Below are 25,379 nucleotides of genomic sequence, written 5' to 3'. Positions count from 1 at the left end.
GCGGTCCCGCGCGCCGCACGCGCCGAGAAGGCCCGCAAGGGGATCGTCCCCTTGCGGGCCTGTTTGCGTTTTGGGGCTTGATGGGTTGACTTCGGACCGGACCCAGCAGGGATATCTCCTGCGGCCTCATTGCTATTTTCGTTGTCGCTTATACTCACTCGTGCCGGTTTACCCCTTTCAGCATCGATTCGGATCGTAGGGGCGCATTGCCTGGCGAATTCGTTGGAGTTTTCCTTTTCTCGTATAGTTGGTCATCGTTTTGGTGGGTTTGATGAGGCATACTAATTGTTCGGCAACATAATCATGTTTCGATGTTGCTTTGTTGAGATGAGGAGTTGGTATGACCGAGCATATGGGCACTACGTGCGTGCAGGGTGGTTATCGTCCGGGCGATGCGGAGCCGCGTCAGATTCCGATTTATCAGTCCACTACGTGGAAGTACGATACTTCGGAGCATATGGGTAAGCTGTTTGACCTGGAAGAATCCGGCTACTTCTATACTCGTTTGCAGAACCCGACCAACGACTACGTTGCTGCGAAGATTTGCGAGATGGAGGGCGGCGCTGCTGCCATGCTGACCAGCTCTGGTCAGGCTGCGAACTTCTTCGCTGTGTTTAATATTGCTGGTGCTGGCGATCATGTTGTTGCATCTAGCGCTATCTATGGTGGTACCTACAATCTTCTGGCTCATACCATGCATCGTATGGGTCTCGAGTGCACGTTTGTGAGCCCTGATTGCTCTGACGAGGAGCTTGAAGCCGCTTTCCGCCCGAACACTAAGTGCGTGTTTGGCGAGACGATTGCGAACCCTGCGCTGGCTGTTCTGGATATCGAGCGTTTTGCCAATGCGGCGCATGCTCATGGCGTGCCGCTGATCGTGGACAACACGTTCCCGACGCCGGTTAACTGCAACCCGATTAAATGGGGTGCGAATATCGTTACTCATTCCACCACCAAGTACATGGATGGTCATGGTGCGTGCGTTGGCGGCTGCATTGTTGATGCGGGTACGTTTGACTGGATGGCGCATGCTGATAAGTTCCCTGGGCTCACGACTCCCGATGAGAGCTACCACGGGGTTGTGTATGCTGAGAAGTTTGGGCAGGGCGGCGCGTTCATCACGAAATGCACCTCGCAGCTTATGCGTGACTTCGGCTCGATGCAGAGCCCTCAGCATGCCTTCATTCTGAATCTTGGTCTAGAGAGCCTGCATGTGCGGATGCCTCAGCATTGTAAGAATGGTCAGGCTGCCGCTGAGTTCCTGCAGGCGCATCCGAAGATCAGCTTTGTGAGGTATCCCGGTTTGCAGGGCGATCCGTACTATGAGTTGGCTCAAAAGTACATGCCCAATGGGACGTGTGGCGTGGTGTCCTTTGGTTTTGAGGGTGGACGTGCTGCTGCCGAGCAGTTTATGAAGAGCCTGAAGTTGGCTCAGATTGCCACGCATGTTGCCGATGCTCGTACCTGCGTGTTGCATCCGGCTAATGCCACACATCGTCAGATGAATGACGAAGAACTGGTGGCTTGCGGTATCTCTCCGGATATGGTGCGTTTGAGCTGCGGCATCGAGTCTACCGAGGACTTGCTGGCCGACCTGGAGCAGGCGCTCGCAACGGTGTAATGTTAATTGACCGCAGGCTAGTGGAAAGGTTGCGCCTGCTGCTATGATTGTTGCCTGATTTGCGTTTGCAGGCATTTGAACCAGACCTTTGCGGCCGTGCTTAGGAATCTGTCTGGCATTTGTGCTTTGCGAGATGTTCGTAAATAGTTTGAGGCGGTACCTTTAGCCCATTTGGATTTTGCCATTTGCGCTGATCGTGTCGAATGGTTCCGCGGAGTGTATGAGCGGCTTGTCGGTTGTGTGCGGCAAGCCGCTTTTGCATTATGGGTTGTGGCTTCCAAGGGGCCGGCTAGTGACGGGCAGGGCAAATTGCCCTTTAGCCAGTTTGCCTGCGTTCTCCGTATCGGTTCTTGAGGTTTGCTATGTGGTTTGGGCTGAGCCGTGGTACCGTTGACGAGACGGTTGGGTTCGAGGACAAAGAGAATGGTGGGCCTGATGAAGAAGCTGCTGTATATCGACAGTTGTGTGTTGCGTGAGACTTCGCGCACGAAGCGAATTGCGGATGCTTTGGTTGAGCATTTGCTGTCTACTGGTGAATTTGTTCTTGAACAGTTGGTTCTTGAAGGCCTGGGTCTTCTTCCGCTGACATCGAAAACGTTGGCGCATCGCAATGAATTGCGTTATGCGGAGAATTTTGATGACGCCATGTTCGATTTGGCGCATCAGTTTGCTGAGGCTGATGAGATCGTTATTGCAGCGCCGTTTTGGGAGGGCGCTTACCCGGCATTGCTGAAGGTGTATTTCGAGCACATCAGCGTAGTTGGCATTGTGAACCGCTATACCGATCATGGTCCCGTTGGGATGTGCCGAGCTAGCAAATTGCATTACATTACAACGCGCGGTGGTTTTACGACCGATGAGCAGGACCTGGGCTGGCAGAACGTGAAGGGTCTGGCGAAGGTTTACGGCATTGGGGCCGCTGACTGCATTAGCGTGAATGCCACCGACGTGCCAACTACTGATGTTGATGCGGCGGTTGCTGCTGCGATCGCTGGCATTCCTGCGCTTGTTGGGGAGTAGGGTTAGCCTGAGCGCGGTTGGAAGCTGTATTCAGATGGGTTTGGTGCTTGTGCGTGATACTTTGATGCGAGCTCTGGACGGGCTTTTGAGCTGCACGGATGCGGCCGTTTGCCGGAACGCGGGTGGTATGGGTTGCGCGTAGCGGGGCGAAGAATCATGATGGATATACCAACTTATTGATACCGCTGCTGTGCTATGCGAATGGGGCTGGTGGGATATGAATTACTCTGAGATCAAATATTTCGATATCGCCAACGGCGAAGGCGTGCGCACTAGCCTGTTCGTGTCGGGGTGCCGTCATGGGTGCCCGGGTTGCTTCAACCCTGAGCAGTGGGATTTCACGGCCGGGAAGCCGTTTTCGCCTGAGGTGCAGAATGAGATTCTCGAGAGCCTGGCATCGGAATACGTTGATGGTTTGACCCTTTTGGGCGGCGAGCCTATGGAGCCGGAAAATCAGCGTGCATTGGTTGATTTCGTCGAGCGCGTGCGCGAAATGTATCCTGGGAAGACGGTTTGGTGTTACACGGGCGACCTGCTTGAGGATTTGCAGAACCCCGAAAGCGCGCGTCATACTGAGGTGACCGATCGCCTGCTTGCTGCTATCGATGTACTGGTAGACGGCCCGTTTGTGCAGGCGCACCACGACATCACGCTGCGCTTCCGGGGGTCCTCGAACCAGCGAATCATCGATCTGCCGGCCACGTTGGCCCAGGGTAAAGTCAAACCCTGGCGAGATGATCCGCAGTTCGTGAGCCATGTGATGGTGGTTTAGGGGACGGGTAGCACTTGTGCGGGAGTACGGACCAGTAGTTTAACCAAATGGTCTAGGTAAAAGTTCGCATTCCCGCGTTCAATTAGCGGTTTTGTTATCTGATAATCCGATAAAGTTTTCTACTTTGATCCGAAATCACTAGTTCAAAACCTTCGGTATTATCATTGAGCTGTAGAATGCCCTGCCAATCAGACTCGTTCATGCTGCCATCGGTTGACCATAGGGAGTCTCCGTTGCGTATGAACCCATTCCTATCAAGTAATAATACATATTTCGCGTCGGTATTGCTTATTGCAGATTTCACTTCCTCGTTGAAACTGTATTCATAAAGGCTGTTAACAATAGTATTGCATGTGGATGTGTTGTCTCCTTCTCCATAAGATTTGAAATAACAATTCAGGCCATATTTCATATAAGCAGAAATACTGCCGTCTGCAGGAATATTAATCACTAAATCATTCTTACCAACAATTGATACAACTCGTTGAACAAATTTATCATCTGCATCACTATAAGAATTGCTCTCGCTTAGCTTATTCAGCTGTTCCAATGTGTCGCGCGACTTACCAAATGCTGTAATTACTTGCGACCCATTTGTGACAAATGAAGGATAAATAATAGTTAATACGACCAGCAAAGAAATGGCTGTCTTAACAACTGTGTCGCCGTTTGTTGAGGCAGCTTTGTAATCCAAGATGCGCAGAATTGTGCGAACAATTACGCTTAAGCCAATACTTGCCAACAAAGCCCCAGGAAAGACGAGAGAAGCAGATGTGCGCCAATGATCGTTATACCAAAAGCCTGTTAAGAAGGTTTTTGCGAATCCTTCGCTTGATATTCCTACAATATACATTACAAGAAAAATGATAAAGCTAGCGGTAATCCATTCATATTTGTGGTTCACGAGCGTCCAGGCCAAGCCTATCCAGACAATAATTGAGAGCAGAAGCTGTGGTGTGCCAAATCGAAGTCCTAAATCAGCACCGCTAACAATAGCGTCTTTCAAACAAAGAAACGAAGGCCAAGGAAACGAAACAACACTCTGGAAGGAGGGCAAATTGTATAGGAAATACCATCCAAGTAGAACAGTGCAAACGATTCCCAACCTGATTAATGTGCAAGGAATTCCGTTCGAAAGATGTTCCGTTGTCTTAAAACGTGAAAATATATACTTAATATTCCAAATCAAATAAGGTGTCAGCACTACTGCTGCTGTGAATATGGCATTGGGCTGAAGAGCGGCAACTCCAACAGCTGCATAGACAAAAGCAACAATGGAAAATGTTAAAACAGCTTTTCTTCCGCCAAGACAATTGGTGACAGATATAAATAAATACAGAAGAGCTGGCAGCGAGCAGTAGGAAGCTGCATTGGGATACAACGGTCCAAACAGGTACATTCCGGAGGGAAACGCCACAAAGCACGTGCTTAAGACAATTGCTGCAAAACGTAGCATAGTTTTCTGGCTTCCTGAAAACACAGCCTCTGATAATATGCATACCCCTAAGGGAAACACACTTCCGGCAAAAGCTAGATTTACCGCATTTTCAGCCATCGGGGCAGAAACGCCCATAGAAGAGGAAACCATTGCGCATATAATATGCCATCCTTCGGGGTAAAAGGATGCAGAGGTTTCAACGGGAATTTGGTTTAAAGGGGTTGCCAAGTAGCTACTGGCGCTAAACGTCGAATAAAAACCTGTTTTCGCCATGGAGATGATAGATCCTAGATGTGCCATATTGTCAGAATGCTGCGAAAAAGATTCAGGTCCATCTAGTGGCATTACGGTCGAGTACACAACAATTGCAAATGCCATTAACAAGCCAAAAGCTAGCAATGTATGCTCTGGCATTGTAGTTACTGGAAGATGTCCAGCCGTATCATAGGTAAGTCTTTTTAAAGCCAATGCGATGACTGCTGCTAACGTCAATGCTGCGATAAATAGAAACGTTCCGCTTATGCTTAACTGCATAATCCAGAATACTTGGCCTAAGACAACATATGTTGCAACGGAGATCGGCGCAGCACAGGCAATTGCACTTGGTAAGTTGAATGAAAAACCCTTTAGGAACAGAGCGCCAGGGGCAATTAGAATAACAAGGGCAAACGCATAGCAAACAAAGAAGGTAGTCCACATTGCTTTGATTCCTTAACCTATACGAAGAAACAACTACTCAGATTGTTTAAACACGAAGCTAGTACACGTGCGAAGCAGAGCCATGATTTTTACCCCTGACCAAGCGAGGGCAAGAGATATTGCGAATACGATGAAAGGCCTCAAGCCCAAATCCCATATGATCCGGTGGGGGACAAAGAGATCAAGGCTATTGATGACAAGCATGTGAACGGCATAAACTCCAAGGCTAAGGCCGGACAGGGAACGTATTGCGCCATATGTGCTCAAGTCGCCTATTGCATTGTTGCAAGTCTTCAGCAATAGGAAGATGCCGATCGAATACAAGAGTGCAAAAAGGGAGCTTGCTTTTGCGTAAAAACTGTCATAAGGCTGATAACAACCGGATAAGACGGTATGTCCAATATTCGTTTTATATGTCATTGCCATTATGATTCCGCACGATACAATCGTCATTATTGCGACTGCGGGAATTGGAGTTCGTTTCGATAAATGATGTTGTAAATAATACCCAATCAGGTAATACGTAATCCATCCTTCAAGATATGGCGTTGCAAGAAGATCGAAGAAGCCTTCAGTAGGCATAAAACGATTTAGCAAGGGAATGACCATTGTTGAAACCACGCTGATGATTATTGCGTATTGCAGCATGCGCTTATTGTCGACAATCAGAGAAAACAACGGCGTGATAAGGTACAGCATGAGTATGGCATAGAAAAACCAATAGACATCGCAAATAGTATTATGAAATAGTCCGTCCACGAATCCCCATAAAGAGATGTCGATTGGGTATCCAGCAACAGCATGCCTGATTAACGGCATAACTATATAGACTATAGCGCTAGCTACGCAAAGGGTGAACACTACTTTTTTGAATCTTTTAACAAAAAAGGTTTTTGTGTCGTATTTTTTTCGATAACCTAATAAATTTGCTCCACTAATCATGAAGAACACGGGTACAGCAAAAATGCAGACTGATTGATATACGACATCAATCATCCATCCCGTATCACCGGTATTCATGAAGATACTTGTTGAACAGTGGAGTACAACAACAGCAAAGCAGGCAATAACATTCAATAAGTCTATCCAATAGTGTCGAACACTGCGTTCCATTGTCGCTCTCACCCTTTCTTTCAATATAAGGCAAACAATCAAATATTGAATTATACCTTAGAATAGACGGGTGGTCGACCTAAGCAAATGCAGCACCATTTCCGTTGATGCATTTGCTTAGGTTTAATCATGAAGCTGTCGTTGCTTTATTGCCCGCTGCGAGCTTCGGTTTTGGTTTGAAGCGGGGGTGTTGGCGTTTTCCGTACGAAAACGCTTATGCCTAGGGGATTGCTTGTGTACTGCACGGGTCATATCTCTGCCCGACGCCTTGTTCGCAGCTTGTTGCACTAGCGAATGCAGTCATCCTTCGCGTCCATGTATCCGTCGATGTTCTACTTGCTCGGGTCTTCCCTCTTAAAACATTGACCTTCGAGGGTTCGAAGAAGCTCTCATTGACGGTGATGTCCAGAGGCTTTTTTCTTCGATATCGATCTTGTGATGACGCGCCCATCGCCCTTCTCGATCAAGCTCGGCTGGCGGTAATAGCGCCAGCCGGTTAGTGCAGTTTGCCGGGTGCTTGGTTTTCGATAGCGTTACGAATTTGATTATTGGTCTGCCCCTGTTTTTGAAACCACCCCAAGTGGTAACAGGCTAGGATAGATTCAGCGCACGGTTTTGACTTAAGAAGGTTTGGCTTAACCAAAACGTTCTTGTGCTTGAATTCTGTGATTCTATTTCAGGGCTTCGTAATCTCATGAGTCTTGCAAGCATCACTTAAATATTGCTGTTGCTCTTCGCGTTCATTATAGCTTTTGCCAAGATTTGCTTGTCGAGTTGCGTGTAAAGCGAATTGTTGCCTAGAACCTCCATCTTTGAAACGGCACCTTTGAGGTTGTTAAGCAGAATGAACATCCTGTATACGCTATCAAGATCCTGTGGGTCCTCCAAAAAGCAGGGATAGCCGTTATATGCTGCGTATGGTCCAACAAGCAGTGCGTCAAAGGGGTCCCAGACAGACGCTACGAGCGCGGTTTCTGCCGAGATCTTGCGGTTGGTATGGGTTAACTGCCATTCTGTAAAATGGCAGTTAACGTTATACGGGCCATCGTCCAGGAAATCATGCACCGTGACGTTTTGCTGGCTCAGACCGAGTTCGTTTTCGAGATCCTGTGCGTTTATGCCAAAGGAAAGAACCTCTCCGTTTTGCACTTCGCTCAGGATTGCTTTTTGTTTGTCAGAAAGTTTGCCGGCCTCATTCGCAATGAGAACAGGGGCTTGACTTGCATAGGCATATGGTAGCTGCGTGATGAAATCACCGTTTTGGTCGTCTTTTACTAGAATCAACGTATTGCTCCAGCTTGAGTCAGCAAATGCGCTGCCGAAATCGTACACAGCTGCAGAAAGCTCCTGGGGATTTTCGGCAGCGATAAAGCTGATCTCGCTTTTAAGTCCGTGGTCGTGTGCCGAACGCTTAATACCTTCGTTCTCGATATCGCCTATAACTATGATTTTGTTTGCATCATATGATTTAAGTAAATCTGCAGTGCTGTTGGGGATCGAGTTCTGCTTAGTAAGAAGGAACGGACATTCGATTAACCCTGAAAGTGAAGATGCAACAACACAAGAGGGGATCGAATCCCCGGGAGCAAGAATGACTATGTCGTTTCGCTTGGTCGGAACCGATTTCATTAGTTTCGCGGCAGAGCTGTATCTGTCGTCGCCGCATAACGTGGTGACGATGTTGTCGGGATAGGAGATGTCGCGGTTAATCATTTCGACAACCTTAGATTCCGCTTCCTGACTTCCGACATGGCCTCCGAGTAGGCGGTACATGCGGCACACTTCGCTTGCAGTGCCCATCATGCGGGCGTGTCCTTTTTCAATCCAAATTGCCTTATTGCACAGACGCTCGATTTGGTCGTTGCTATGGGAAACGATCAAAACGGTTACCTCGTGCTCTTTGATGAGCTTCTGAATGCGTTGCTCGCATTTCTGCTGAAACATGAAGTCGCCAACGGAAAGCACCTCGTCGACAATGAGAATGTCGGGGATGATTACGGTAGCGATTGCAAATGCGATTCGTGCAACCATACCCGAAGAATAATTCTTCATCGGCATATCGAGGAACTTTTCGATTTCCGCAAAACTGACGATTTCGTCAAAATGTTCGTCAATGAACTTACGCGAATAGCCAAGTAGCGCGCCGTTCAGGTAGATATTCTCTCGCGCGGTTAGCTCCATATCGAAACCGGCACCAAGCTCGATAAGCGGTGCTATGTTGCCGTTAATGGTGCATGTTCCCTCGGAGGGCTCGAGTACGCCGGCTATGACCTTTAACATGGTCGATTTTCCGGATCCGTTGGTTCCCAAGATGCCGAACACATCGCCTTTTCTTACGGTAAACGACACATCGTCAAGTGCGCGAAACTCTTTGAACATGAGTTCGCGCTTAGCGATGGCGATAACGTACTCTTTGATGCTGTTTAGCTGCTCGCTGGCCATGTTGAAAACCATGGAAACATGATTGACATCGACCATCACCGGGCGGCTGTCGTTTGCGTCATCGGACGAGGTTGCTATTGCGAGGGGAGTGGTGTTAACGTTTGTTGGCATGGTGCCCGCCTATACGTAGAGGATGAACTTTTTTTCGGTTTTGCGGAATACCAAGAATCCCACAGCAAAGGTGATAACGGCGATGCCGAGACAGACAAGGTTTTCTCGCAGTCCTGGCATGGTGTTATACATGGCGATGTCCCTGAAATAGCAGACGTAATGGTACATGGGGTTAAACGCCTCTGCTGCCTGCATCCAGCTTGGCAGAAGGCTTACGGGGTAGAAAAGGGGCGTTGCGTAGGTCCACGCAGTAATAATGACGCCCCAAAAATGGCAAACATCGCGGAAGAAGACCGCCAGCGCTGAAAGGAGCATTCCTAAACCGCTGCAGAACAGCAGCATGTAGATTAGCAAGAGCGGCAAGGCAAGCAGGTTAATGGTGGGTGCGATTCTAAAAAACACCATGACGATTACGACGGCAATAAGCGATATCGCAAAATTGACAAGCTGAAACAACACCTTCTCAATCGGGAAAATCATTTTGGAGATTTTGATTTTCTTTATAAGGGGGGCTGACTCAAGAATTGAAGTCATGGCAGATCCCGTTGAATCGGACATTAGGGCAAACAGTACATTGCCTAGAATCAGATACATAGGAAAATTGGCCACGTCGCCAAACTTAAGAACATTGGTGAACACCGCAGCAAGGACGCACATCATCAACAGCGGATTGAGCACCGACCAAGCAACACCCAAAATGCTTCTGCGGTACTTAAGCTTGAAGTCTTTAGAAACAAGGGAAGATATCGTGAACCAATTTCGTTGGAGTTCGGTTTGCGTGGTTGTCCTGTTTGTCATTGCCTATATCCTCTTCGCTTTGAGTAAGCGTCATTTGCCTGCTACATTCTACCGTATAAAAGAAGAGATCTCGTCCGCCGTGGGGCTTCACCCAAAGAGGATCATTTGCTGTTGCGTGGCGTAGCCTTTTTGAAATCGCTTGCTTTCATCGGTGGTTTTGTATGCTGACCACGGTGTTTCGCGGAAGGCCGCGTCATCGGCAATTCGTTATTGATATCATTGAGGAGTATTGGACTGATAATGTATTGTGCAAACAATCTTCATCCGAAAGGAGTAGACGGTGCCCCGTTTTTCGATTTGCGTATCTGTTTACAACGGTGACCGGTTTCTGCATGGCTGTCTTGATAGCGTGCTTAGTCAATCTTTTGCTGACTTTGAGCTTATTGTCGTTGATGATGCAAGCAGCGATGGGACTGCAGATATTCTTGCGGATTACGCCAAGAAGGACGAAAGAATCACGATCACAACTAAACGCCAAAACGAAGGATTGCATCTTGGGCATAGGGCGGCGTTGGAAACGTGCTCTGGCGAATACGTGCTGTTCTTGGATGCTGATGATGAATTCGAAGAAGGGCTGCTAAGCAAAATCGATTGCGTGCTGAGAGAAGAGCAAGATGCCGACATGCTTCACTTTGGGGTTCGCGTTATCGGGGAGGGTGTACCCGGCGAGCTACGTTCTTCTTTCGAATCATTTGTCAATCAGCCGGTTGAAGTGCTGGAAGGCCCGGATATTCTCTCGGCGATATTTGGCGGAAATGGCGCTTATCGTCAGGACTGGAGAATGCCTCAAAGGGTGTTTTCTGCACAATTGGTGAAAACTGCCTTCTCGAAAATGCCTTTTCAGCGTCTCGATTGTGCGGAAGACGCTTTCGAGATGTTTGTGATTTCTTCATTGGCAACAAAGCAAATGACTCGTAATGACATTGTCGGTCTTCGATATCATCTTGGCAGAGGGCTAAACGGCACGTCTGCGTGGAGGCGAACCGAATTTGCATCCGTTGCGGCATCGTTCTGGGCTTGTGCTTGTCAAATATCTCAATATGCCGATAGCTATTCAGCGGCGGATTTGCTTGCATCCGCAAATGGGGCTCAGAGAAAATTAATGCAGCTACTATTTAATGATTGGCGAGTTCGGGTTGTAGATGACGAGAAGTTGCTTTCTATTGAAGATGCGGCTTCTGTTATTAATCCTTCCATTGTCGCATCTGAGATAATGCGTTGCGCTCGTGATGCTTCGTATGAAAAGCTAAAGACTGACAAGGGGCCGAGTGCCGATTTTCTTCAGGGTTGGCGCGATGCGGCGTATCAAATCGTAGGTGGCGATAGCGCTACGAGTGTTGCTTTTGCTTCATACCTCTCGGCCGTCGATGATCATATTCGTTCGATTCGCAAAATGGAACGCGTTAGCAGGTTCGAAGACGAACCGATTCGCATCTTCGTTTCTGCGCATAAGTCCGTTGAACTATTTGATAGTCAGGTATTTCAGCCTGTTCAAGTTGGGGCGTCGCGCACCGATGAACGTTTCATGTGGGCGCTGCGCGATGATGAAGGTGACAGCATCTCAGACTTGAATCCCATGTACTGCGAGCTTACGACGCAGTATTGGGCATGGAAAAATGTCGATGCTGATTATATTGGGTTTTGTCACTATCGTCGCTACTTTGATTTTTCTGACACGTCTCATGAGGAGAACGCGTACGGTGAAGTCATGGATGACTACATTGACGTCGTTTCCCAGCGTGAGTACATGCTTGAGGACGCTCGTGTTCGCGAAGTTGTTAAGAACTATGATGTGATTACGACGCCTGTGGAGGACATTCGTTCCTACATGGGCGAAAACTCCACTATCCGCTCCCAGTATGATGCGGCTCCGAAGTTGTTCGTTGAAGACCTTGATCGGGTAATCGATATCTTGGTTGCCCGCCATCCCGAATATGAGCAGGATGCAAAGGCGTTTCTTGCCGGCCATACCGGGCGCTTCTGCAATATGTTCATCATGAAGAAGGGAATCTTCCGTGACTACTGCGCGTGGTTATTCCCTCTTCTGGAAGAGTTCGTTGCTTCTGCGGATATGAACCTGTATAGCAAAGAGGGGCTTCGCACTCCGGGCCATTTGGCGGAGCGATTGCTTAACATTTATCTGCTTCATCATGAGCGCATAGGTGCTGGCTGGAAAATGAAGCAACTGCAATGCGTGCATTTCACAAAGCCCGACAGGTATTATCTGCCTATGGCTTTGAGCTGTGGAAATGACAATAGGCCGGTGATTCCGGTGGTGTTCGCGTCGGATAACAATTACGTACCCATGGTCACTACGACGATATACTCGATGCTCAAGAATGCCTCTGATGCTTACCGTTATGACATTGTGGTGCTTCACGAGGGCATCGAGTGGGAAAACCAAGAGAGGATGAAGGCGTTTTTTGGGCAGTTCGAGAATGCTGGCTTGCAGTTCTGTGATGTTTCTCGATTTGTCGATCAGTATGAATTGACGACGAACAATCCGCATATCAGCAATGAAACGTACTATCGCTTCCTTATCCAAGAGCTTTTGCCGTATTACAGCAAGGTTCTCTACCTTGACTCTGATTTGATTGTCAAGGGAGATGTTGCCGAGCTGTTCTCGGTTGATTTGGGCGATAACTTGCTTGCTGCGGTGCGAGATGTCGATTACTGCGGTAATCTCAATATGAAAGACGGCGTTCGCATGCGTTACACAAAAGAAGTGCTTGGCATGCATCAGCCGTATGACTACTTCCAAGCTGGCGTGCTTGTCTTGAATACGAAGGCCATGAGGAAACTTCATCCTATGGAGAAGTGGCTCGAGTTTGCCTCTGACGACCGCTATATCTACAACGACCAGGATATCCTCAATGCGCATTGCCAAGGTCGCGTGAAATACCTTGACTATGACTGGAATGTTATGACGGATTGCTTTGGTCGTATTGGTAACGTATTCTCGTTTGCTCCGTGTGCTATTTTCGATGCGTTTAATGATTCACGAAATCACGAGAAGATTGTTCACTATGCTGGTGCGCAAAAGCCCTGGAAGGTGATGGGCTGTGATAGGTTCGACCTATATTGGGAGTATGCAAAGGACACTCCCTTCTACGTTCAGCTGAGCAGTATGCTGCATGCGGAAGCTGTAAAGCTGATGATAGCGGAGCAAGCTGCAATAGATGATCATGAATGCGTTGTGTCGGAAGATAGTCCTTTGCGTAGGGTCGTCGATCCAATCGCTCCATTTGGGTCTAGGCGGCGTGAGGTCTTGAAGTCGATTGGGCGCGCTGCTCGAGGGTTGAAGTAGCTTCTGCTCTGTTCCCCTGTGTTCGGCTTTGAATCTTCGGTCCATACCCAACGTTCCGAAATCGGTGGCGTCCATGAGCCTTGGTAGAATGGTGCTTGCTTCGAGGATTCAGGTCTGTGAAATAAGGGTTTAGAAGCAAGCAAGAGTTGTTCTTTATAGACAGAGGATGTTATTCGGGTATAAGGAGGTTGATATGCGATTTGGGATTATGAAGCGATATGCAATATGTATCGTCGCTTCCGTTATCGTATCCATCGGCGTCGTTCTCGGGGGATCGTGTGGCCTGGCATACGCCGCTATCGCCTCTGACCAACTATGGGTTGAGCTGCCAGGCGGCAAAGAAGTTCATGTGCAGGAGGTTGACGAGAACGAATGCCTGTTCTTGCCGTCTCAGGTTGATACGCGAAAACTATCCGTCGTCTCTTCTACTGGTTCGTTGTGGCTGTCTGATAGTCAAGACGGTCCACTTTGCCCAGTTGTTGGCAGTGTCGATTTAGCTGAATTCGGGTTGGCATCAGCTGATGGAAGATTGATTTCGAACGAATCAAGTATTTGGGTGTCAACTGACGGGCAGTCTCGTCAGCGCATCTTTCTCTATCAATCGCAAGGGATTCGCTCGGTTTTCGTGAATACGCAGCACGATCGATCGTATGTTGATTCGAGTCCATCTCATTCGGTAAAAGACACCGGTGCGTTTAGCGTGGTCAATGTTGATGGTTCCATTGCCGTCGATGCTGATATGGAATTTATTCGCGGTCGTGGTAATTCAACATGGATTGCATGCGATAAAAAACCGTACCAGGTTAAGCTGAAGAAAAAAGCGGATGCGCTTGGAACAGGCGAAAAAAGTAAAACATGGTTGCTATTGGCTAATGCCGCGGATCCAACGTTGCTGCGCAACACTATTAGCTTCAATCTCGCGAGATATATGGGATCGTTAGCAACGCCGAGTTGTCAACCATGCGACTTCTACTACAACGGTGAGTATCGTGGAAGCTATTTGCTTACAGAAAAAGTCAAGGTAGAGAAGTACGGTGTTGATATTAGTGATTTGGATGATGCGAACGAAAGCACGAACGAGGGTTCGGACGCAATCGAAAACCCATGGAGCTATCGCGAACATGCTTTGAATGATCGCGGCCAGGAATACTCGTATGTTTTCGGCTTGAACGATCCCGATAATATTTCCGGCGGATACCTGATCGAGCTCGATGACAAAACGGCGTCAGGAGAGCTAAGCATGTTTAACGCAAGCTCCCATTCGTTTATCATACATACGCCTGAGATAGCAACTAACTCTGAGGCGAAGTATATCAGCGAATTATTTGACATCGGCTTTACCGCTGCCCGTAACGGTGGAATCGATGATGCATCCGGAAAAAGCGTTTATGACGTGTTCGACATTGATTCGCTTATTGCAACTGGTTTGACGGAAGACTTTATTTGGGATGGGGACTATTTGTATTCGTCTTCGTATTTCTATACCCCGCAAGATGATGGAAAGATTTACTTAGGGCCTATTTGGGATTGCGATAGAACGTTTGGGTTGAGATATGCCAACACATGCGGTGTGTTTGCCCAAACATTCTTGAGCGGAAATTCCGCATTGCTCTCAGAATTGGGTCAAGTGGAGCAGACAAAGCTTGCTCCTGTTGTGCGTCAAGTGCTATTAGGGGATGCCTCGGCGTCAACGGCGAATGGCAATCTGCGCTCCATATCGTATTACGCTCAGGAAATAGCTGCTTCACAGGCGATGGATCAGGTGCTTTGGGGCCTTGCCCCGCTTGACGATGAATGGCTTGCGTTTGATCGAGTCGACGGGAAAAGTTGGGAGACGTATGTATCAGATCTTGGAAGCTTCGCTCAGCAACGTATAGACTACATGGATTCGTTTTACGCGCAAAGTTCATGGTCGTACTGTACCTGGGTCTGGGATGGTGTCTACGGATGGACCCCATATCTTGATGGAACACCTTGCCGTAATGGCTGGGTCGATGACAAAGGGACATGGTATTACATGTTGGACGGACGCATGCAGGTTGGCTGGTGCTGCGTTAACGGCACATGGTACTATTTCGACAAATCGGGCGCCATGTGCACGGGCTGGCTTAGCGACGGTGGCACCTGGTACTACTTAAGGTCTTCCGGAGCTATGGTCACCGGCTGGGTGGCGGACGGATCGTCGTGGTACTACATGGATGGGTCCGGTTCTATGGCACAAGGCTGGCGATTTATCGGTAGTGAATGGTATTATCTGGGCTCTTCTGGAGCCATGTCTGCTGGATGGAATCTTGTTGGTGGTTCCTGGTATCTCTTCAGCGAATCGGGCGTTATGCACAGTGGCTGGCGGTTCGTTGGTGATTCTTGGTATTACCTAGGTCAAGATGGCGCTATGCGCACTGATTGGGCGTATGTTGATGGATCCTGGTATTATCTTGATGGCTCAGGGGCGCTTGTTTACGGTTGGCGCTGGGTTGACGGCGCATGGTATTACCTTACAGATACCGGAGCTATGGCGATTGGATGGCAGGAAGATAATGATAGCTGGTATTATCTCAGCGGATCTGGCGCTATGTCTACCGGATGGCAATTCGTTGGTGGTGCATGGTATTATCTCGACCCTTCGTCTGGGGCGATGAAGACAGGGTGGAGCAACGTGTCCGGAAAATGGTACATGCTGTCTGGCTCGGGTGCTATGCAAACAGGGTGGATAGCGTACGATGGTGATTGGTATTGGTGCGCCAGCTCCGGCGAAATGGTGACGGGCTTGCGCTCCATTGGCGGCCAGCTATACAAGTTCGATGCTTCAGGCAGGTTGGTTGCGTAATCTGTTATTAAAGTTTGAAGCGGCCGACAGGATGTCGGCCGCTTCTCTTTGCGGGAACGGTGTGTTGCGCGGTTTGTGGGTGGCTACTGCTTCAACTGCGCTTCTTGGCAGGCGTGCAACAGCAGTTGGGCTGATTTGTCCCAAGTGTAGAGCTGGCGAACGCGTTTGGCGGCATATGTGCCCATGCGTCGAATCTGCTCTGGATTTGCTGCAGCTCTTGTGAGAGCCGCAGCAATATCTTTCGGTTCCATAGATTGCAAAATGATGCCGTATTCGTCGGTGGGTGCGATTTCTCGCATGCCGCCGACATCGGTTGCTATCACAGCAGTGTTACATGCTGCTGCTTCAAGCAATACTGTGGAGAAGCCCTCCGAGCGTGATGGCAGACAAAAGCAATCTGCCTGTTGCAGTAACGCGGAGAGGTCGCTTTTGCTTAGCATGCCTGGCGTAATCACGGTTTGGTATTGCAGCTGTTCGACATCATGTAATAACGGACCGTTTCCGGCCATGATAAGGAAGATGTTGCTTCCGTTTTCGGATGCCATTTTTGTTGCTTTTGCTAGTTGTAGGACGCCTTTTTCGGGCACGAATCTGCCGGCGCTTACAACCAGCGTTGCGTTATCCGGGATATTGAATTCCGATTTAAAATGACGATCGCTCGCTTGTCCTAAGTAAGTATCTGCTTCAATCGAGTTAGGGATTTCTCCGCATGAGGAGAATCCGAAATGGGAAAGCCATTCGCTGGCCTTCCTCGAGACCGCATAGCAGCAGGGGGAGTATCGTTTTGCGATGGCGGTCATTGCGTGTTCTACGCCGTGCAAGGGAAAATCTAAAAGTGCATTTCCAAGCGTAAGGTGAGCAGATCCGTGTTCTATGAGAACGGGTTGTATGCTGTGTCGTTTTGCAAAGCGTAGACCCATGATGCTGTGTGGGTAAAATCTGGTATTAACCACTACATAGTCAATAGGCTGCTCGTTAAGCCAGCTCCAGAGGCGCTTGCTTTCTTGATTGTTTTTCGGAATAGGAAACCGACTGTTAAGCAGGGGGTTGCAAGGCAGTCGCAGTATGTCTATGCCATTGACCGTTTCGAGCGCAGTCGCATTGTCCGTATTCGATGTGGCGACGATGACTCTGCATCCATCGGCCACAAGCGCTTCGGCGATGCCCTTAGTGTAGGATTCAACGCCCCCGACGTGGGGTTCGTACAGCGCAGAGAAAATGCATATGCAAGGCTTTTGTGCCGTGCTGTTATCAACGTTGGTCGCAGAAGCAATATCGGGCATGGTTCTCCTTGCGATTGTGGGTGCATTTTGGGCGATCGCAGATAATCGATTATACACATACGATGACTTTCTGGTCATGAACCGAAAGGGACGATACAATAAACGCTTGGGAATTTGGTATGTTGCCGAGTAGAGAGCAATTGGGAAGTGGACAAGACTATCGGGAATAGGCGTGTCATTGCCGTTGTTCCTGCATATAACGAGCGGGACAATATCGTATCTACTATTGAGGATTTGCGGTCCAATGCACCTGGCGTTGATTATGTGATCGTCAACGATGGTTCCAAGGACGATACGCTTAGCATTTGCCGGGAACATGGTTATAACGTAATCGATTTGCCGGTGAATCTAGGGCTTGCGGGTGCATTTCAGACGGGGATGCGTTATGCCTATGAGCATGGCTATGATTATGCCATTCAGTTCGATGCTGATGGGCAGCACTCTGCAGCGTATATTTACGAAATGATACGTGTTGCAGAAGCAAAGGATGCCAACATCGTCATCGGCAGTCGTTTTGCAACGCAGAAAAAGCCTCTATCTGCCCGCATGGCCGGCAGCGTGCTTATTAGCGCCATGATTCTGCTGACCACTCGGAAGCGCATTCAGGATCCCACCTCGGGCATGCGTTTGTTCGATCGGCAAATGATTCCTCTCTTTGCTAACGAGATGGATTTCGGTCCCGAGCCCGACACCATTTCTCTTTTGATGCGCTGGGGTTACAAGGTTGAAGAGACTCAGGTGGAAATGCGCGAGCGCACTGCTGGCGAAAGTTACTTGAATTTTACGAAATCAATTACCTATATGTTGCGCATGAGCATCTCCATTTTGCTGGTGCAGTGGTTTAGGAGGAAGAAATGAGCCTACTGTTCTCTGCAACGTTGCTTATTGGCGCGCTGTTGACGTTCTGGTTGATTCTGCGCAAAATCCGCAAGGCGGAAGTTACTATCGCTGATTCCACGTTCTGGTTCTTGTTCGCGCTTACGCTGGTGCTGATGGGGGTATTTCGAGACATCCCATTTTTCTTTGCAGATATATTCGGTATTGAAAGCCCGGCAAATTTTGTATTCGTATACGTGATTGCGGTGCTGGTCATCCGTGAATTCTATACCACGGTTGAGGTGTCGCAGTTGCGCGCTAAGGTGCGAAACCTTGTGCAAAACGAGGCGCTTGATGATGCTGCAAAACGTAATGATGTGCAAAGGTAGCGCGTAGTGGCAAAACAGCTGTCCGTAAAACAGAACATGCTATGGAACACTTCGGGTTCCATGGTTTACCTTGTATGCCAATGGCTTATCACGGTGTTTGTGGTGCGTCTTTCCGATGGATATGATGCTGCTGGCGTGTTGGCTCTCGGTATGGCTGTTTCCAACATCTTTTCTCCCATAGGGTATTTCAAGGTGCGTGCTTTTCAGGTATCCGACCTTAACGAAGAGTATTCTGCTGGGCAATACTTGGCGTTTCGATTACTGAGCACCGCAGCGGCTTTTATGTGCATGATTGTTTATGCGACGGTAACGTGCGCCAATGACTCCATTCCCGCAGTCGTTGCGTACTGCGCGTATTCGTGCGTGCCGATTATCGCCGATGTGTACCAAGGAGCTGCGCAGCAAAAGAATAGGCTAGATGTTGCTGGCAAGGATCTCACCGCGCGTGGCATTCTGTCTCTTATCGCCTTTTGCGGAGGGATGGTTATAACGCATTCCTTGCTGGTGTCGCTGATCATAATGACGCTGGTTACCGGTGCGGTTGTCTTATTCTATTTACCTCGAAGTCTAAAGCGTGTTATCGGTGCATATTCGATTGACTTCGCAAAAGCAAAAATGGTGGCATTGTTTGTTGCATGCCTTCCTGCGGCTGTTGCTTTGGTGTTTGCGGGATCCATCCCCTCAATTCCTCGTCAGATTTTAGGGACAATGTTTGGCGCTTCTGCTCTTGGGGCATATGCATCTGTAGCTTCGCCGGTTGTGGTGGTGCAAATGGGGGCGCAGTATATTTATTCCCCCTTGTTGAGCAGTTTTGCTCAGTGCTATCTCGCAAAGGATACCTCGGGCTTTTTGCGCTTGTTTGCAAAGGTGTTTGTCGCAATCATCGTTTTAGCTGCGGTGTCGCTTATTGGATTTGCGTGGTTTGGCGAGTGGGCGTTGTGTCTTATCTACGGTGATTCCATTCGGGATTATTCCTATTTGCTGTTACCGCTCGTGTGTTGCACGATTTGCACTGCCTTTTTGTGGTTTCTGGGTGACTTGCTGGTTGTGGTGCGCGATATGAAGGGTAACCTTGTTTGCTTTTCCGTTGCGTTCGTTGTCTGTGCTGTCTGCTCATATCCCATGCTTGTTGCGTTCGGGCTGAATGGCGCTAGTTTTGCCACTATGGCGGGTTTGATTGCGGGATCGGTGCTTTGCTTCGTTCGCCTCCTGCTTTCTATGCGAAGTTAAGTTGAGCGCTTGCGAGGAGTTGAATATGCGCTTTACGGTTATCGTTCCGATTTACAATGCTTCTATGTATGTAAGGCAATGTTTAGATTCTATTGCCGTACAAACGTTTGGCGATTTCGAGGTGGTGATGGTCGATGATGGGTCGACTGACGGATCGGCTGAAATCTGTCAGGAGTATTGCTCGCTAGATGATAGATTTCACCTCTATTCTCATGAGCGGAATAAAGGTGCATCTGCTGCTCGCAATACCGGCATTAGTCAAGCAAAGGGCGAATACCTGCTGTTCTTAGACAATGATGATTGGTGGGATGGCCCCGATGCTTTACGGGTGCTCAATGATGCCCTGATTGCCTGGAACAATCCTGACATGTTATGTTACCCGTTGGGAGAATATCACGAGGGAGATATTTCTCCTACTCACGAAACATATCATATCGCAAGCGAGATCGGCCCCTCTTCCGATTACAAAAGCGTTATGGGGGCGATTATTCAACAGGGGTTGTATTATTCCTCCGCATCGGCAAAAACGGTGAAACGCTCGGTAGTGCGCAGCGCGCAATTATCATTTGATGAGGGTTTGCGGTACAACGAGGATTCGGAATGGTCGCGGCAGCTGTTGTTGGCGTGCAATTCCTCGGGTTGGTCGGAAACCTCTTTCTACGTCTATCGTCGTAATTCTGCGGTTTCGCAAAGCAAACAGCCTGACTATCTTAGTGTGCTTGGAGCTATGCTCTCTATTATTCAGCGCCAAGTAGAAGCTACTGAGGCGAAGGCATGCGATGACGCCCACTCACAATTAGCTGCTTCATTTGTATCGTATATCTATGTTTTATCATTGTCGTATGTTGGATTGTTGGGCCTCAATAAAAGATCTCACGAGTTTGATTTGCTGAAGGAATACCGGTGGCTGTTACGCTACGGAAAGCAGAATCGCGTTGTGTATGTTCGCTGGTGCATTCATTTCGTGGGGTATTGGGCAACAACACGTTTATTGGGACTTGCTATGCGTCGTGAGCAGCAACGCATAATGCAATTAAGCTAGGTTACTAAAGGGGAATCTATGCAATACGAACAGGCTACATTGCGCCGTTTGCAGATGATGGAGCTTGAGATTCTTGAAGCAATCGATTCCGTGTGTCGTGAGCATGGGATTACTTACTTTTTAGATTCCGGTACTGTGCTTGGCGCTCGACGTCACGGCGGTTTCATCCCTTGGGATGACGATATTGACCTAGGTATGCCGCGCGAAGATTACGAGCGTTTCTTAGAGGTTGCTCCTGTGGCTCTGGGGGAGCGATTCTGCGTGACTTGTTCTCGGATGAATCCGCGTCAGGCTGCTTTGTTTGCGAAGGTTATGTTGACAGACACGCGTTTTGTAACCGACGAAACGGAAGAAGCCGGATTTGACCAGGGCGTTTTCGTGGATATCTTCCCGTATGATGCCGTTTGTGCTGAATCGAATGCGGCTAAGCGGCAGCGTAAACGCTGCATGATGTGGCAGAGTATCTCGTATTTGTATCATTCCAAGCACATTGTGGTGCCGCACAAAGGTGCTATGGGGACGATAGAAGCAATTGCGTGTCGTGTAGCGCACTATGCGGTGCGTGCGCTGTTTTCTCCTGAGCGTATCAACCGTGGGTTCGACAAGGTTGCTATGATTGCGAAGGATGATTCAGAGTCTGATATGCTGATGGCGTCTTCGTATGCGGCTACTGAGCCGTTTCCGAAGAGCATGTTGTTACCTCCGAGCGTCATTTGTTTTGAGGGAAAAGAGTTTTTCGCTCCTGCCGATGTCGAGGGTTACTTGCGTACGCAATATGGTCAAACGTGGAATCAACTGCCACCTGAGGATCAACGTCGTAATCATGCGCCAAAAGAATTGTATTTGGGCAAGGACTTATAGATGCTCTTGCCTTGTCCATACTTCATGCGTGAACCCGGTTGCGTTATGGTCGGTATTTGTAATTGGCGCAGTAAAGTCTATGCTTGTATGGACAAAATCAGTAGGCACAGTTTGGCTGATTAGCTTTACTGAAGCGAATGGGCTGCCCGTATTGGGCAGCCCATTCGCTTGGTTGGAGTGGTCGGAGTTATTTCCCCTCGCGTCGGTTTCGTTTTGCGAGATAGTTCTTTGTTGCAAAAAGGGTATTAACTACCCCGGTGTTCTTCAGATTGTAAACGCCCTGTCCGATTAGTCCCATCATGTGTGGCATGGGGTTGATCTTCGGGCAGGGGATGCCTCTTAGATTTGCATAAAGGCGCTTCATACCCGGCGATACCTCGTTGTCGGTAAACACTAGGTTTGCATCCATGCGCTCGAACATATGCTTTGCCTCCGCGCGAACGTCATCATGGGTCAGGTCGACTTCTTCGATGATGCCGGACAGGTAGGTGAATCCGCGGCTGTTGTGAGCTCGCAGAATGCGTTCGTCGGTGACGTTCAACCGCTCGAGAACATCCATCATATCGTTCCAACGCTCAAGTGGCAGCAGGGTGTTCGTGTGGGCGAAGTTCTTCGATTTTTCCGGCGTTTCCTCGCGATAGCAGTAATATGCGGTGTCGAAGTAGCCGATACGGTCTGTTTGGCACAGCGTTTCAACCAGGAATGGATTGTCGGCCCAGCCGGCACCAGGGATCTCTTTAAAGCGAATGCCATGATCGTCCAAGAATGATTTGCGATAGATGGCAGACCAGATAGACGGATGATGGCACAGCAGGTGTGCTGCATCAGCAATGGCAAAAGGCTGCTTTGCAGGATGGATGCGGTTTTTGTAGCTGCAGTTCAGCTTGCGCTGCTGTTTGGTGTCGGGCATCCAGATGCGCCAATACGGTGTTTTCACGATGTCGAGTGGTGTCCCTGCTTGAGCAAAATCGCTCTCAAAGGCAAGCATGTCGGAATACATGCCAGGTTCGATCCAGTCGTCAGGTTCCACAATGGAGATCCAGGTGCCAGTAGCTTCGGTGAGGCCTCGATTGCACGTGGCGCCATAACCTTGGTTCTGCTTATCGATGATTTTGATACGGTTATCGTTGGCGGCATAGCGTTGCATGATGGAAAGCGACTTGTCGGTGCTGCCGTCGTTGAGCAAGATGATTTCCAAGTTATCTTGCGTTTGCCCGACGATGCTGTCTAGACATTGCTCCAGATAGGGGCCTGCGTTGTAAATCGGCACGATTATCGATACAAGCGATTCGCTCATGTTCGTCCTTTGGTTGATCTGGCGCCTATGCTGTAATGTAAGCTGCGCCGTTATTTTGCCAAACTGTTCAAATCATAACGTAAAATAGTTCGATATTGCTAAATACCATAAGGAAGGTGCCTCCCATGTGGGGTTTGTTTTTTCTGACGACTGCCATAGTCGCGATATCGTTGTTCGGCCCAGGGTTTCTTATGCTGCGCGGATTCGGCGTGTCGCGTTGTCTTGCGTTCTCGCTGGCTTCGCTTTTGGGTGTGGCCGCATACGCACTGGTTGGTTTGGCGTATGAGAAGCTTGGGATTTGGTCTTGCTGGGCGTCGCAGGCGGGTCCGCTGCTTGCTTTAGCTGCGATTATTTTTGCGATTCTGCGTTTCGGTCTCAAACGAAAGCACCCTGTCTCATTTTCCCTGTCGGATCACGGGACGGTGCTTGGTGGCAGGCTATCGTTTGATAGTGCATGCCTTCTTGGCTACATTGCGTTTGCGTGCCTGTTTGCCGGCGGTTTGTTCGTCTGGTATTTAGGGTCTCCTGATTCGTACGCGCAACAATTCGACAACATCAGTCATCTTGGAACTGTTCAGAGCTTTGTTAACTCCGGGGTTTGGTCGCCATTTGCTTCATCGTTGTATTCGTCAGCTAGCGATGCTGCCATTAATCCTTTGCCGGGTGGTGGTTTTTACCCGACCGCATGGTATTCAATAGCTGCATTAGCGGTCACTTCTATGGGGGTCACAACTGCTCTTGCGGAAAACGTGGCAAACTTCGTTTTTGTGGCATTCGTCCTTCCTGCTGGTTCGTTTGCTTTTATGCGTGTGCTGTTCGACGATCGAAAGGCTGTTATTCCTTTTGGCACTTTCTGCACGCTGCTGTTTGCAGGGTTTCCTTGGATGATTATCTTGTTCGGTCCTCTCTATCCGAACTTATCCGCGTTTTGTCTTGTTCCTGCCGCCGCGGCTACTTTTTTGCTGATGTTTCAGTTCGGTTGTTCTCGTAAACAGCGCGTAGGTCTTGCCGTTGTCTTCGTCTTTGCATTGCTGTCGCTGGCTTTGGCTCAGCCGAATGCTGTGTTCACGCTTGCCGTGTTGCTTGCGCCTTTCTGCATCTGGCAGGCATCGCGTATTCCTCTGTCGATGAGGTGCAGGGCGAAATCTTGCGTTGCTATGCGTATCTTGTTCGGCGCAATTGCTCTTGCCATCATTTATGCAATCTGGATGGCGTGCTATAACGCTCCTTTTTTGGCTTCGGTTGTTCAGCATACCTGGCTTCCCTATGCTGATAGGTTGGAGGCTTTTGAGGACGCCCTGGTCGTTGGGTTTATGGCCGAAGGGTCTCAGATAATCCTGGCTGGACTCATTATGATAGGGGCCGCTTGGACGCTTTGGCACCGTAGGTATCTTTGGCTGTCGTTTTCTTATGCGTTTGCCTGCTTGATTTTTGTGGTGAACGGATACTCCGATGGGCCGTTGAAGCACATTTTTGGCGGGTTTTGGTATACCGATCCATGGCGCTGCGGTGCTATGGCGTCGTTGATCGGTATCTTCTTATCGGCAATGGGTCTATATGCATGCTGGCGAGGGATTATCATGCTTATCGAGAAAGTGCGAAAAGCTACGGTTCCGCTTTCTGCGTCAACGGCTATTGCTGCCTGCCTTGCGCTGTTCGCGGTGCTAGGTTCGACGTTTCCGGGAATACCTGCTCCAGGGTCGCAAACTGGAGCCATTGCGTTTAGATCGGTGCTGAGCGGTCTGCATACCGGAGCGTTGGTTGCTTCTGTGTACGATGATGCTGAGCAGGCTTTTGTTCAGGAAGTCAAACATGCGGTGCCTTATGGTGCCTTGATTATCAATGTTCCGGATGATGGATCGGCTTTCGCATTTGCTGCGGATGATTTACGAACCTATTTCAGGCATACGCGCGATTATGACGTCCCGAATGAGACGATGGAGAGTCGAATTATCCGTGATAATCTCTGCGATGCTGCCACTAGAAATGATGTTCGGGAGGCAGTGTCAGTAATCGGCGGACAATACGTTCTGCAGCTCGACCAAGGGGAGCCTTACGTCGAGAGCCCGCATTTGTTCACCTATGGAGAGGGAGAGCAGTGGCGGGGCATTGACTCGATACGTGATGATACTCCGGGATTCGAGGTTGTCCTTGCGGAAGGCGATATGCGTTTGTACAAGATAACCGCGGTGGAGGGCTAGCGTTTGACTTGAACGATTGTGTTTGATTTTGCGCGACGAGCAGGGAGGATCGATTGCTCGATGCTCGTCGCGCTGTGCGTCCCAAAATGATGCGAGGAATGATGCGGATACG

Annotated in this window: 17 protein-coding genes; 11 read left to right on the top strand and 6 right to left on the bottom strand. The window is 49.0% G+C overall.

The window, feature by feature from the left end; genetic code table 11:
- The first annotated feature begins 340 nt into the window (after positions 1-340).
- The 3 genes from Q0D52_RS02585 to nrdG all read left to right on the top strand — a co-directional run bounded on the left by Q0D52_RS02585 (position 341) and on the right by nrdG (position 3,413).
- Positions 341-1,621 carry a PLP-dependent transferase gene (locus tag Q0D52_RS02585; protein WP_294379965.1) on the top strand — a complete coding sequence of 427 codons (1,281 nt, stop codon included), beginning with the start codon at positions 341-343 and terminating at the stop codon, positions 1,619-1,621.
- 435 nt (positions 1,622-2,056) lie between these two features.
- Entirely contained in the window at positions 2,057-2,641 is a 585-nt protein-coding gene (locus tag Q0D52_RS02580) for an NAD(P)H-dependent oxidoreductase (protein ID WP_294379964.1), read from the top strand.
- Between the two features lie 217 nt (positions 2,642-2,858).
- Positions 2,859-3,413, top strand: coding sequence for an anaerobic ribonucleoside-triphosphate reductase activating protein (nrdG, locus tag Q0D52_RS02575; RefSeq protein ID WP_294379963.1), 555 nt, complete (start codon positions 2,859-2,861; stop codon positions 3,411-3,413).
- Positions 3,414-3,507: 94 nt separating this feature from the next.
- On the opposite strand, the gene Q0D52_RS02570 is transcribed toward nrdG, so the two are convergent.
- The 4 genes from Q0D52_RS02570 to Q0D52_RS02555 all read right to left on the bottom strand — a co-directional run bounded on the left by Q0D52_RS02570 (position 3,508) and on the right by Q0D52_RS02555 (position 10,014).
- Positions 3,508-5,550 carry a DUF6541 family protein gene (locus Q0D52_RS02570; protein ID WP_294379962.1) on the bottom strand — a complete coding sequence of 681 codons (2,043 nt, stop codon included), beginning with the start codon at positions 5,548-5,550 and terminating at the stop codon, positions 3,508-3,510.
- 33 nt (positions 5,551-5,583) lie between these two features.
- A complete protein-coding gene (locus tag Q0D52_RS02565) occupies positions 5,584-6,663 on the bottom strand; it encodes an acyltransferase family protein (protein WP_294379969.1) in 1,080 nt (359 codons plus the stop codon).
- Positions 6,664-7,377: 714 nt separating this feature from the next.
- Positions 7,378-9,216: an ATP-binding cassette domain-containing protein gene (locus Q0D52_RS02560; RefSeq protein WP_294379961.1), complete on the bottom strand. Its 1,839-nt coding sequence runs from the start codon at positions 9,214-9,216 to the stop codon at positions 7,378-7,380.
- A 9-nt stretch (positions 9,217-9,225) separates the two neighbouring features.
- Positions 9,226-10,014 (bottom strand): ABC transporter permease, encoded by a 789-nt coding sequence (locus Q0D52_RS02555; RefSeq protein ID WP_294379960.1) that lies wholly within the window; start codon positions 10,012-10,014, stop codon positions 9,226-9,228.
- A 280-nt stretch (positions 10,015-10,294) separates the two neighbouring features.
- On the opposite strand from Q0D52_RS02555, the gene Q0D52_RS02550 reads away from it, so the two are divergent.
- Entirely contained in the window at positions 10,295-13,321 is a 3,027-nt protein-coding gene (locus Q0D52_RS02550; protein ID WP_294379959.1) for a DUF4422 domain-containing protein, read from the top strand.
- 193 nt (positions 13,322-13,514) lie between these two features.
- Positions 13,515-16,148, top strand: coding sequence for a CotH kinase family protein (locus Q0D52_RS02545; RefSeq protein WP_294379958.1), 2,634 nt, complete (start codon positions 13,515-13,517; stop codon positions 16,146-16,148).
- A gap of 83 nt (positions 16,149-16,231) precedes the next feature.
- Here Q0D52_RS02545 and Q0D52_RS02540 read toward each other — a convergent pair whose 3' ends face one another.
- The gene (locus tag Q0D52_RS02540; RefSeq protein ID WP_294379957.1) at positions 16,232-17,431 is read right to left on the bottom strand and encodes a glycosyltransferase family 4 protein; all 1,200 of its coding nucleotides are present in this window, start codon (positions 17,429-17,431) and stop codon (positions 16,232-16,234) included.
- Between the two features lie 147 nt (positions 17,432-17,578).
- Between Q0D52_RS02540 and Q0D52_RS02535 the strand changes: the two genes are divergently transcribed.
- Genes Q0D52_RS02535 through Q0D52_RS02515 form a run of 5 tightly spaced genes read left to right on the top strand, consistent with a single transcriptional unit; the run spans position 17,579 to position 21,769 of the window.
- On the top strand, positions 17,579-18,289 hold the full coding sequence (locus tag Q0D52_RS02535; protein ID WP_294379956.1) for a glycosyltransferase family 2 protein: 711 nt from the start codon (positions 17,579-17,581) through the stop codon (positions 18,287-18,289).
- Positions 18,286-18,636 carry a DUF2304 domain-containing protein gene (locus tag Q0D52_RS02530; RefSeq protein WP_294379955.1) on the top strand — a complete coding sequence of 117 codons (351 nt, stop codon included), beginning with the start codon at positions 18,286-18,288 and terminating at the stop codon, positions 18,634-18,636. Before Q0D52_RS02535 ends, Q0D52_RS02530 begins: the two co-directional genes overlap by 4 nt.
- Positions 18,637-18,642: 6 nt before the next feature.
- The gene (locus Q0D52_RS02525) at positions 18,643-19,866 is read left to right on the top strand and encodes a hypothetical protein (protein ID WP_294379954.1); all 1,224 of its coding nucleotides are present in this window, start codon (positions 18,643-18,645) and stop codon (positions 19,864-19,866) included.
- A 25-nt stretch (positions 19,867-19,891) separates the two neighbouring features.
- A complete protein-coding gene (locus tag Q0D52_RS02520; protein ID WP_294379953.1) occupies positions 19,892-20,908 on the top strand; it encodes a glycosyltransferase family 2 protein in 1,017 nt (338 codons plus the stop codon).
- 18 nt (positions 20,909-20,926) lie between these two features.
- Positions 20,927-21,769 carry a phosphorylcholine transferase LicD gene (locus Q0D52_RS02515; protein ID WP_294379952.1) on the top strand — a complete coding sequence of 281 codons (843 nt, stop codon included), beginning with the start codon at positions 20,927-20,929 and terminating at the stop codon, positions 21,767-21,769.
- Between the two features lie 187 nt (positions 21,770-21,956).
- Here Q0D52_RS02515 and Q0D52_RS02510 read toward each other — a convergent pair whose 3' ends face one another.
- Positions 21,957-23,066, bottom strand: coding sequence for a glycosyltransferase (locus Q0D52_RS02510; RefSeq protein WP_294379951.1), 1,110 nt, complete (start codon positions 23,064-23,066; stop codon positions 21,957-21,959).
- A gap of 125 nt (positions 23,067-23,191) precedes the next feature.
- Here Q0D52_RS02510 and Q0D52_RS02505 point away from each other — a divergent pair, with 125 nt between their 5' ends.
- Positions 23,192-25,267: a DUF6541 family protein gene (locus Q0D52_RS02505; protein ID WP_294379950.1), complete on the top strand. Its 2,076-nt coding sequence runs from the start codon at positions 23,192-23,194 to the stop codon at positions 25,265-25,267.
- The last annotated feature ends 112 nt before the right edge of the window (positions 25,268-25,379 follow it).

This window comes from uncultured Senegalimassilia sp. (genome assembly GCF_934630535.1).
Taxonomy (GTDB): Bacteria; Actinomycetota; Coriobacteriia; order Coriobacteriales; family Eggerthellaceae; genus Senegalimassilia.
This window is presented reverse-complemented; position numbering and strand designations above follow the sequence as displayed.

What these genes read in the sequence shown, in the direction of transcription:
- Q0D52_RS02565 (WP_294379969.1), bottom strand. Translation starts at nt 6,663, where the DNA reads ATGGAACGCAGTGTTCGACACTATTGGATAGACTTATTGAATGTTATT.
- Q0D52_RS02530 (WP_294379955.1), top strand. Translation starts at nt 18,286, where the DNA reads ATGAGCCTACTGTTCTCTGCAACGTTGCTTATTGGCGCGCTGTTGACG.
- Q0D52_RS02505 (WP_294379950.1), top strand. Translation starts at nt 23,192, where the DNA reads ATGTGGGGTTTGTTTTTTCTGACGACTGCCATAGTCGCGATATCGTTG.
- Q0D52_RS02545 (WP_294379958.1), top strand. Translation starts at nt 13,515, where the DNA reads ATGCGATTTGGGATTATGAAGCGATATGCAATATGTATCGTCGCTTCC.
- Q0D52_RS02585 (WP_294379965.1), top strand. Translation starts at nt 341, where the DNA reads ATGACCGAGCATATGGGCACTACGTGCGTGCAGGGTGGTTATCGTCCG.
- Q0D52_RS02510 (WP_294379951.1), bottom strand. Translation starts at nt 23,066, where the DNA reads ATGAGCGAATCGCTTGTATCGATAATCGTGCCGATTTACAACGCAGGC.
- Q0D52_RS02520 (WP_294379953.1), top strand. Translation starts at nt 19,892, where the DNA reads ATGCGCTTTACGGTTATCGTTCCGATTTACAATGCTTCTATGTATGTA.
- Q0D52_RS02580 (WP_294379964.1), top strand. Translation starts at nt 2,057, where the DNA reads ATGAAGAAGCTGCTGTATATCGACAGTTGTGTGTTGCGTGAGACTTCG.
- Q0D52_RS02570 (WP_294379962.1), bottom strand. Translation starts at nt 5,550, where the DNA reads ATGTGGACTACCTTCTTTGTTTGCTATGCGTTTGCCCTTGTTATTCTA.
- Q0D52_RS02555 (WP_294379960.1), bottom strand. Translation starts at nt 10,014, where the DNA reads ATGACAAACAGGACAACCACGCAAACCGAACTCCAACGAAATTGGTTC.
- Q0D52_RS02560 (WP_294379961.1), bottom strand. Translation starts at nt 9,216, where the DNA reads ATGCCAACAAACGTTAACACCACTCCCCTCGCAATAGCAACCTCGTCC.
- Q0D52_RS02540 (WP_294379957.1), bottom strand. Translation starts at nt 17,431, where the DNA reads ATGCCCGATATTGCTTCTGCGACCAACGTTGATAACAGCACGGCACAA.
- Q0D52_RS02515 (WP_294379952.1), top strand. Translation starts at nt 20,927, where the DNA reads ATGCAATACGAACAGGCTACATTGCGCCGTTTGCAGATGATGGAGCTT.
- nrdG (WP_294379963.1), top strand. Translation starts at nt 2,859, where the DNA reads ATGAATTACTCTGAGATCAAATATTTCGATATCGCCAACGGCGAAGGC.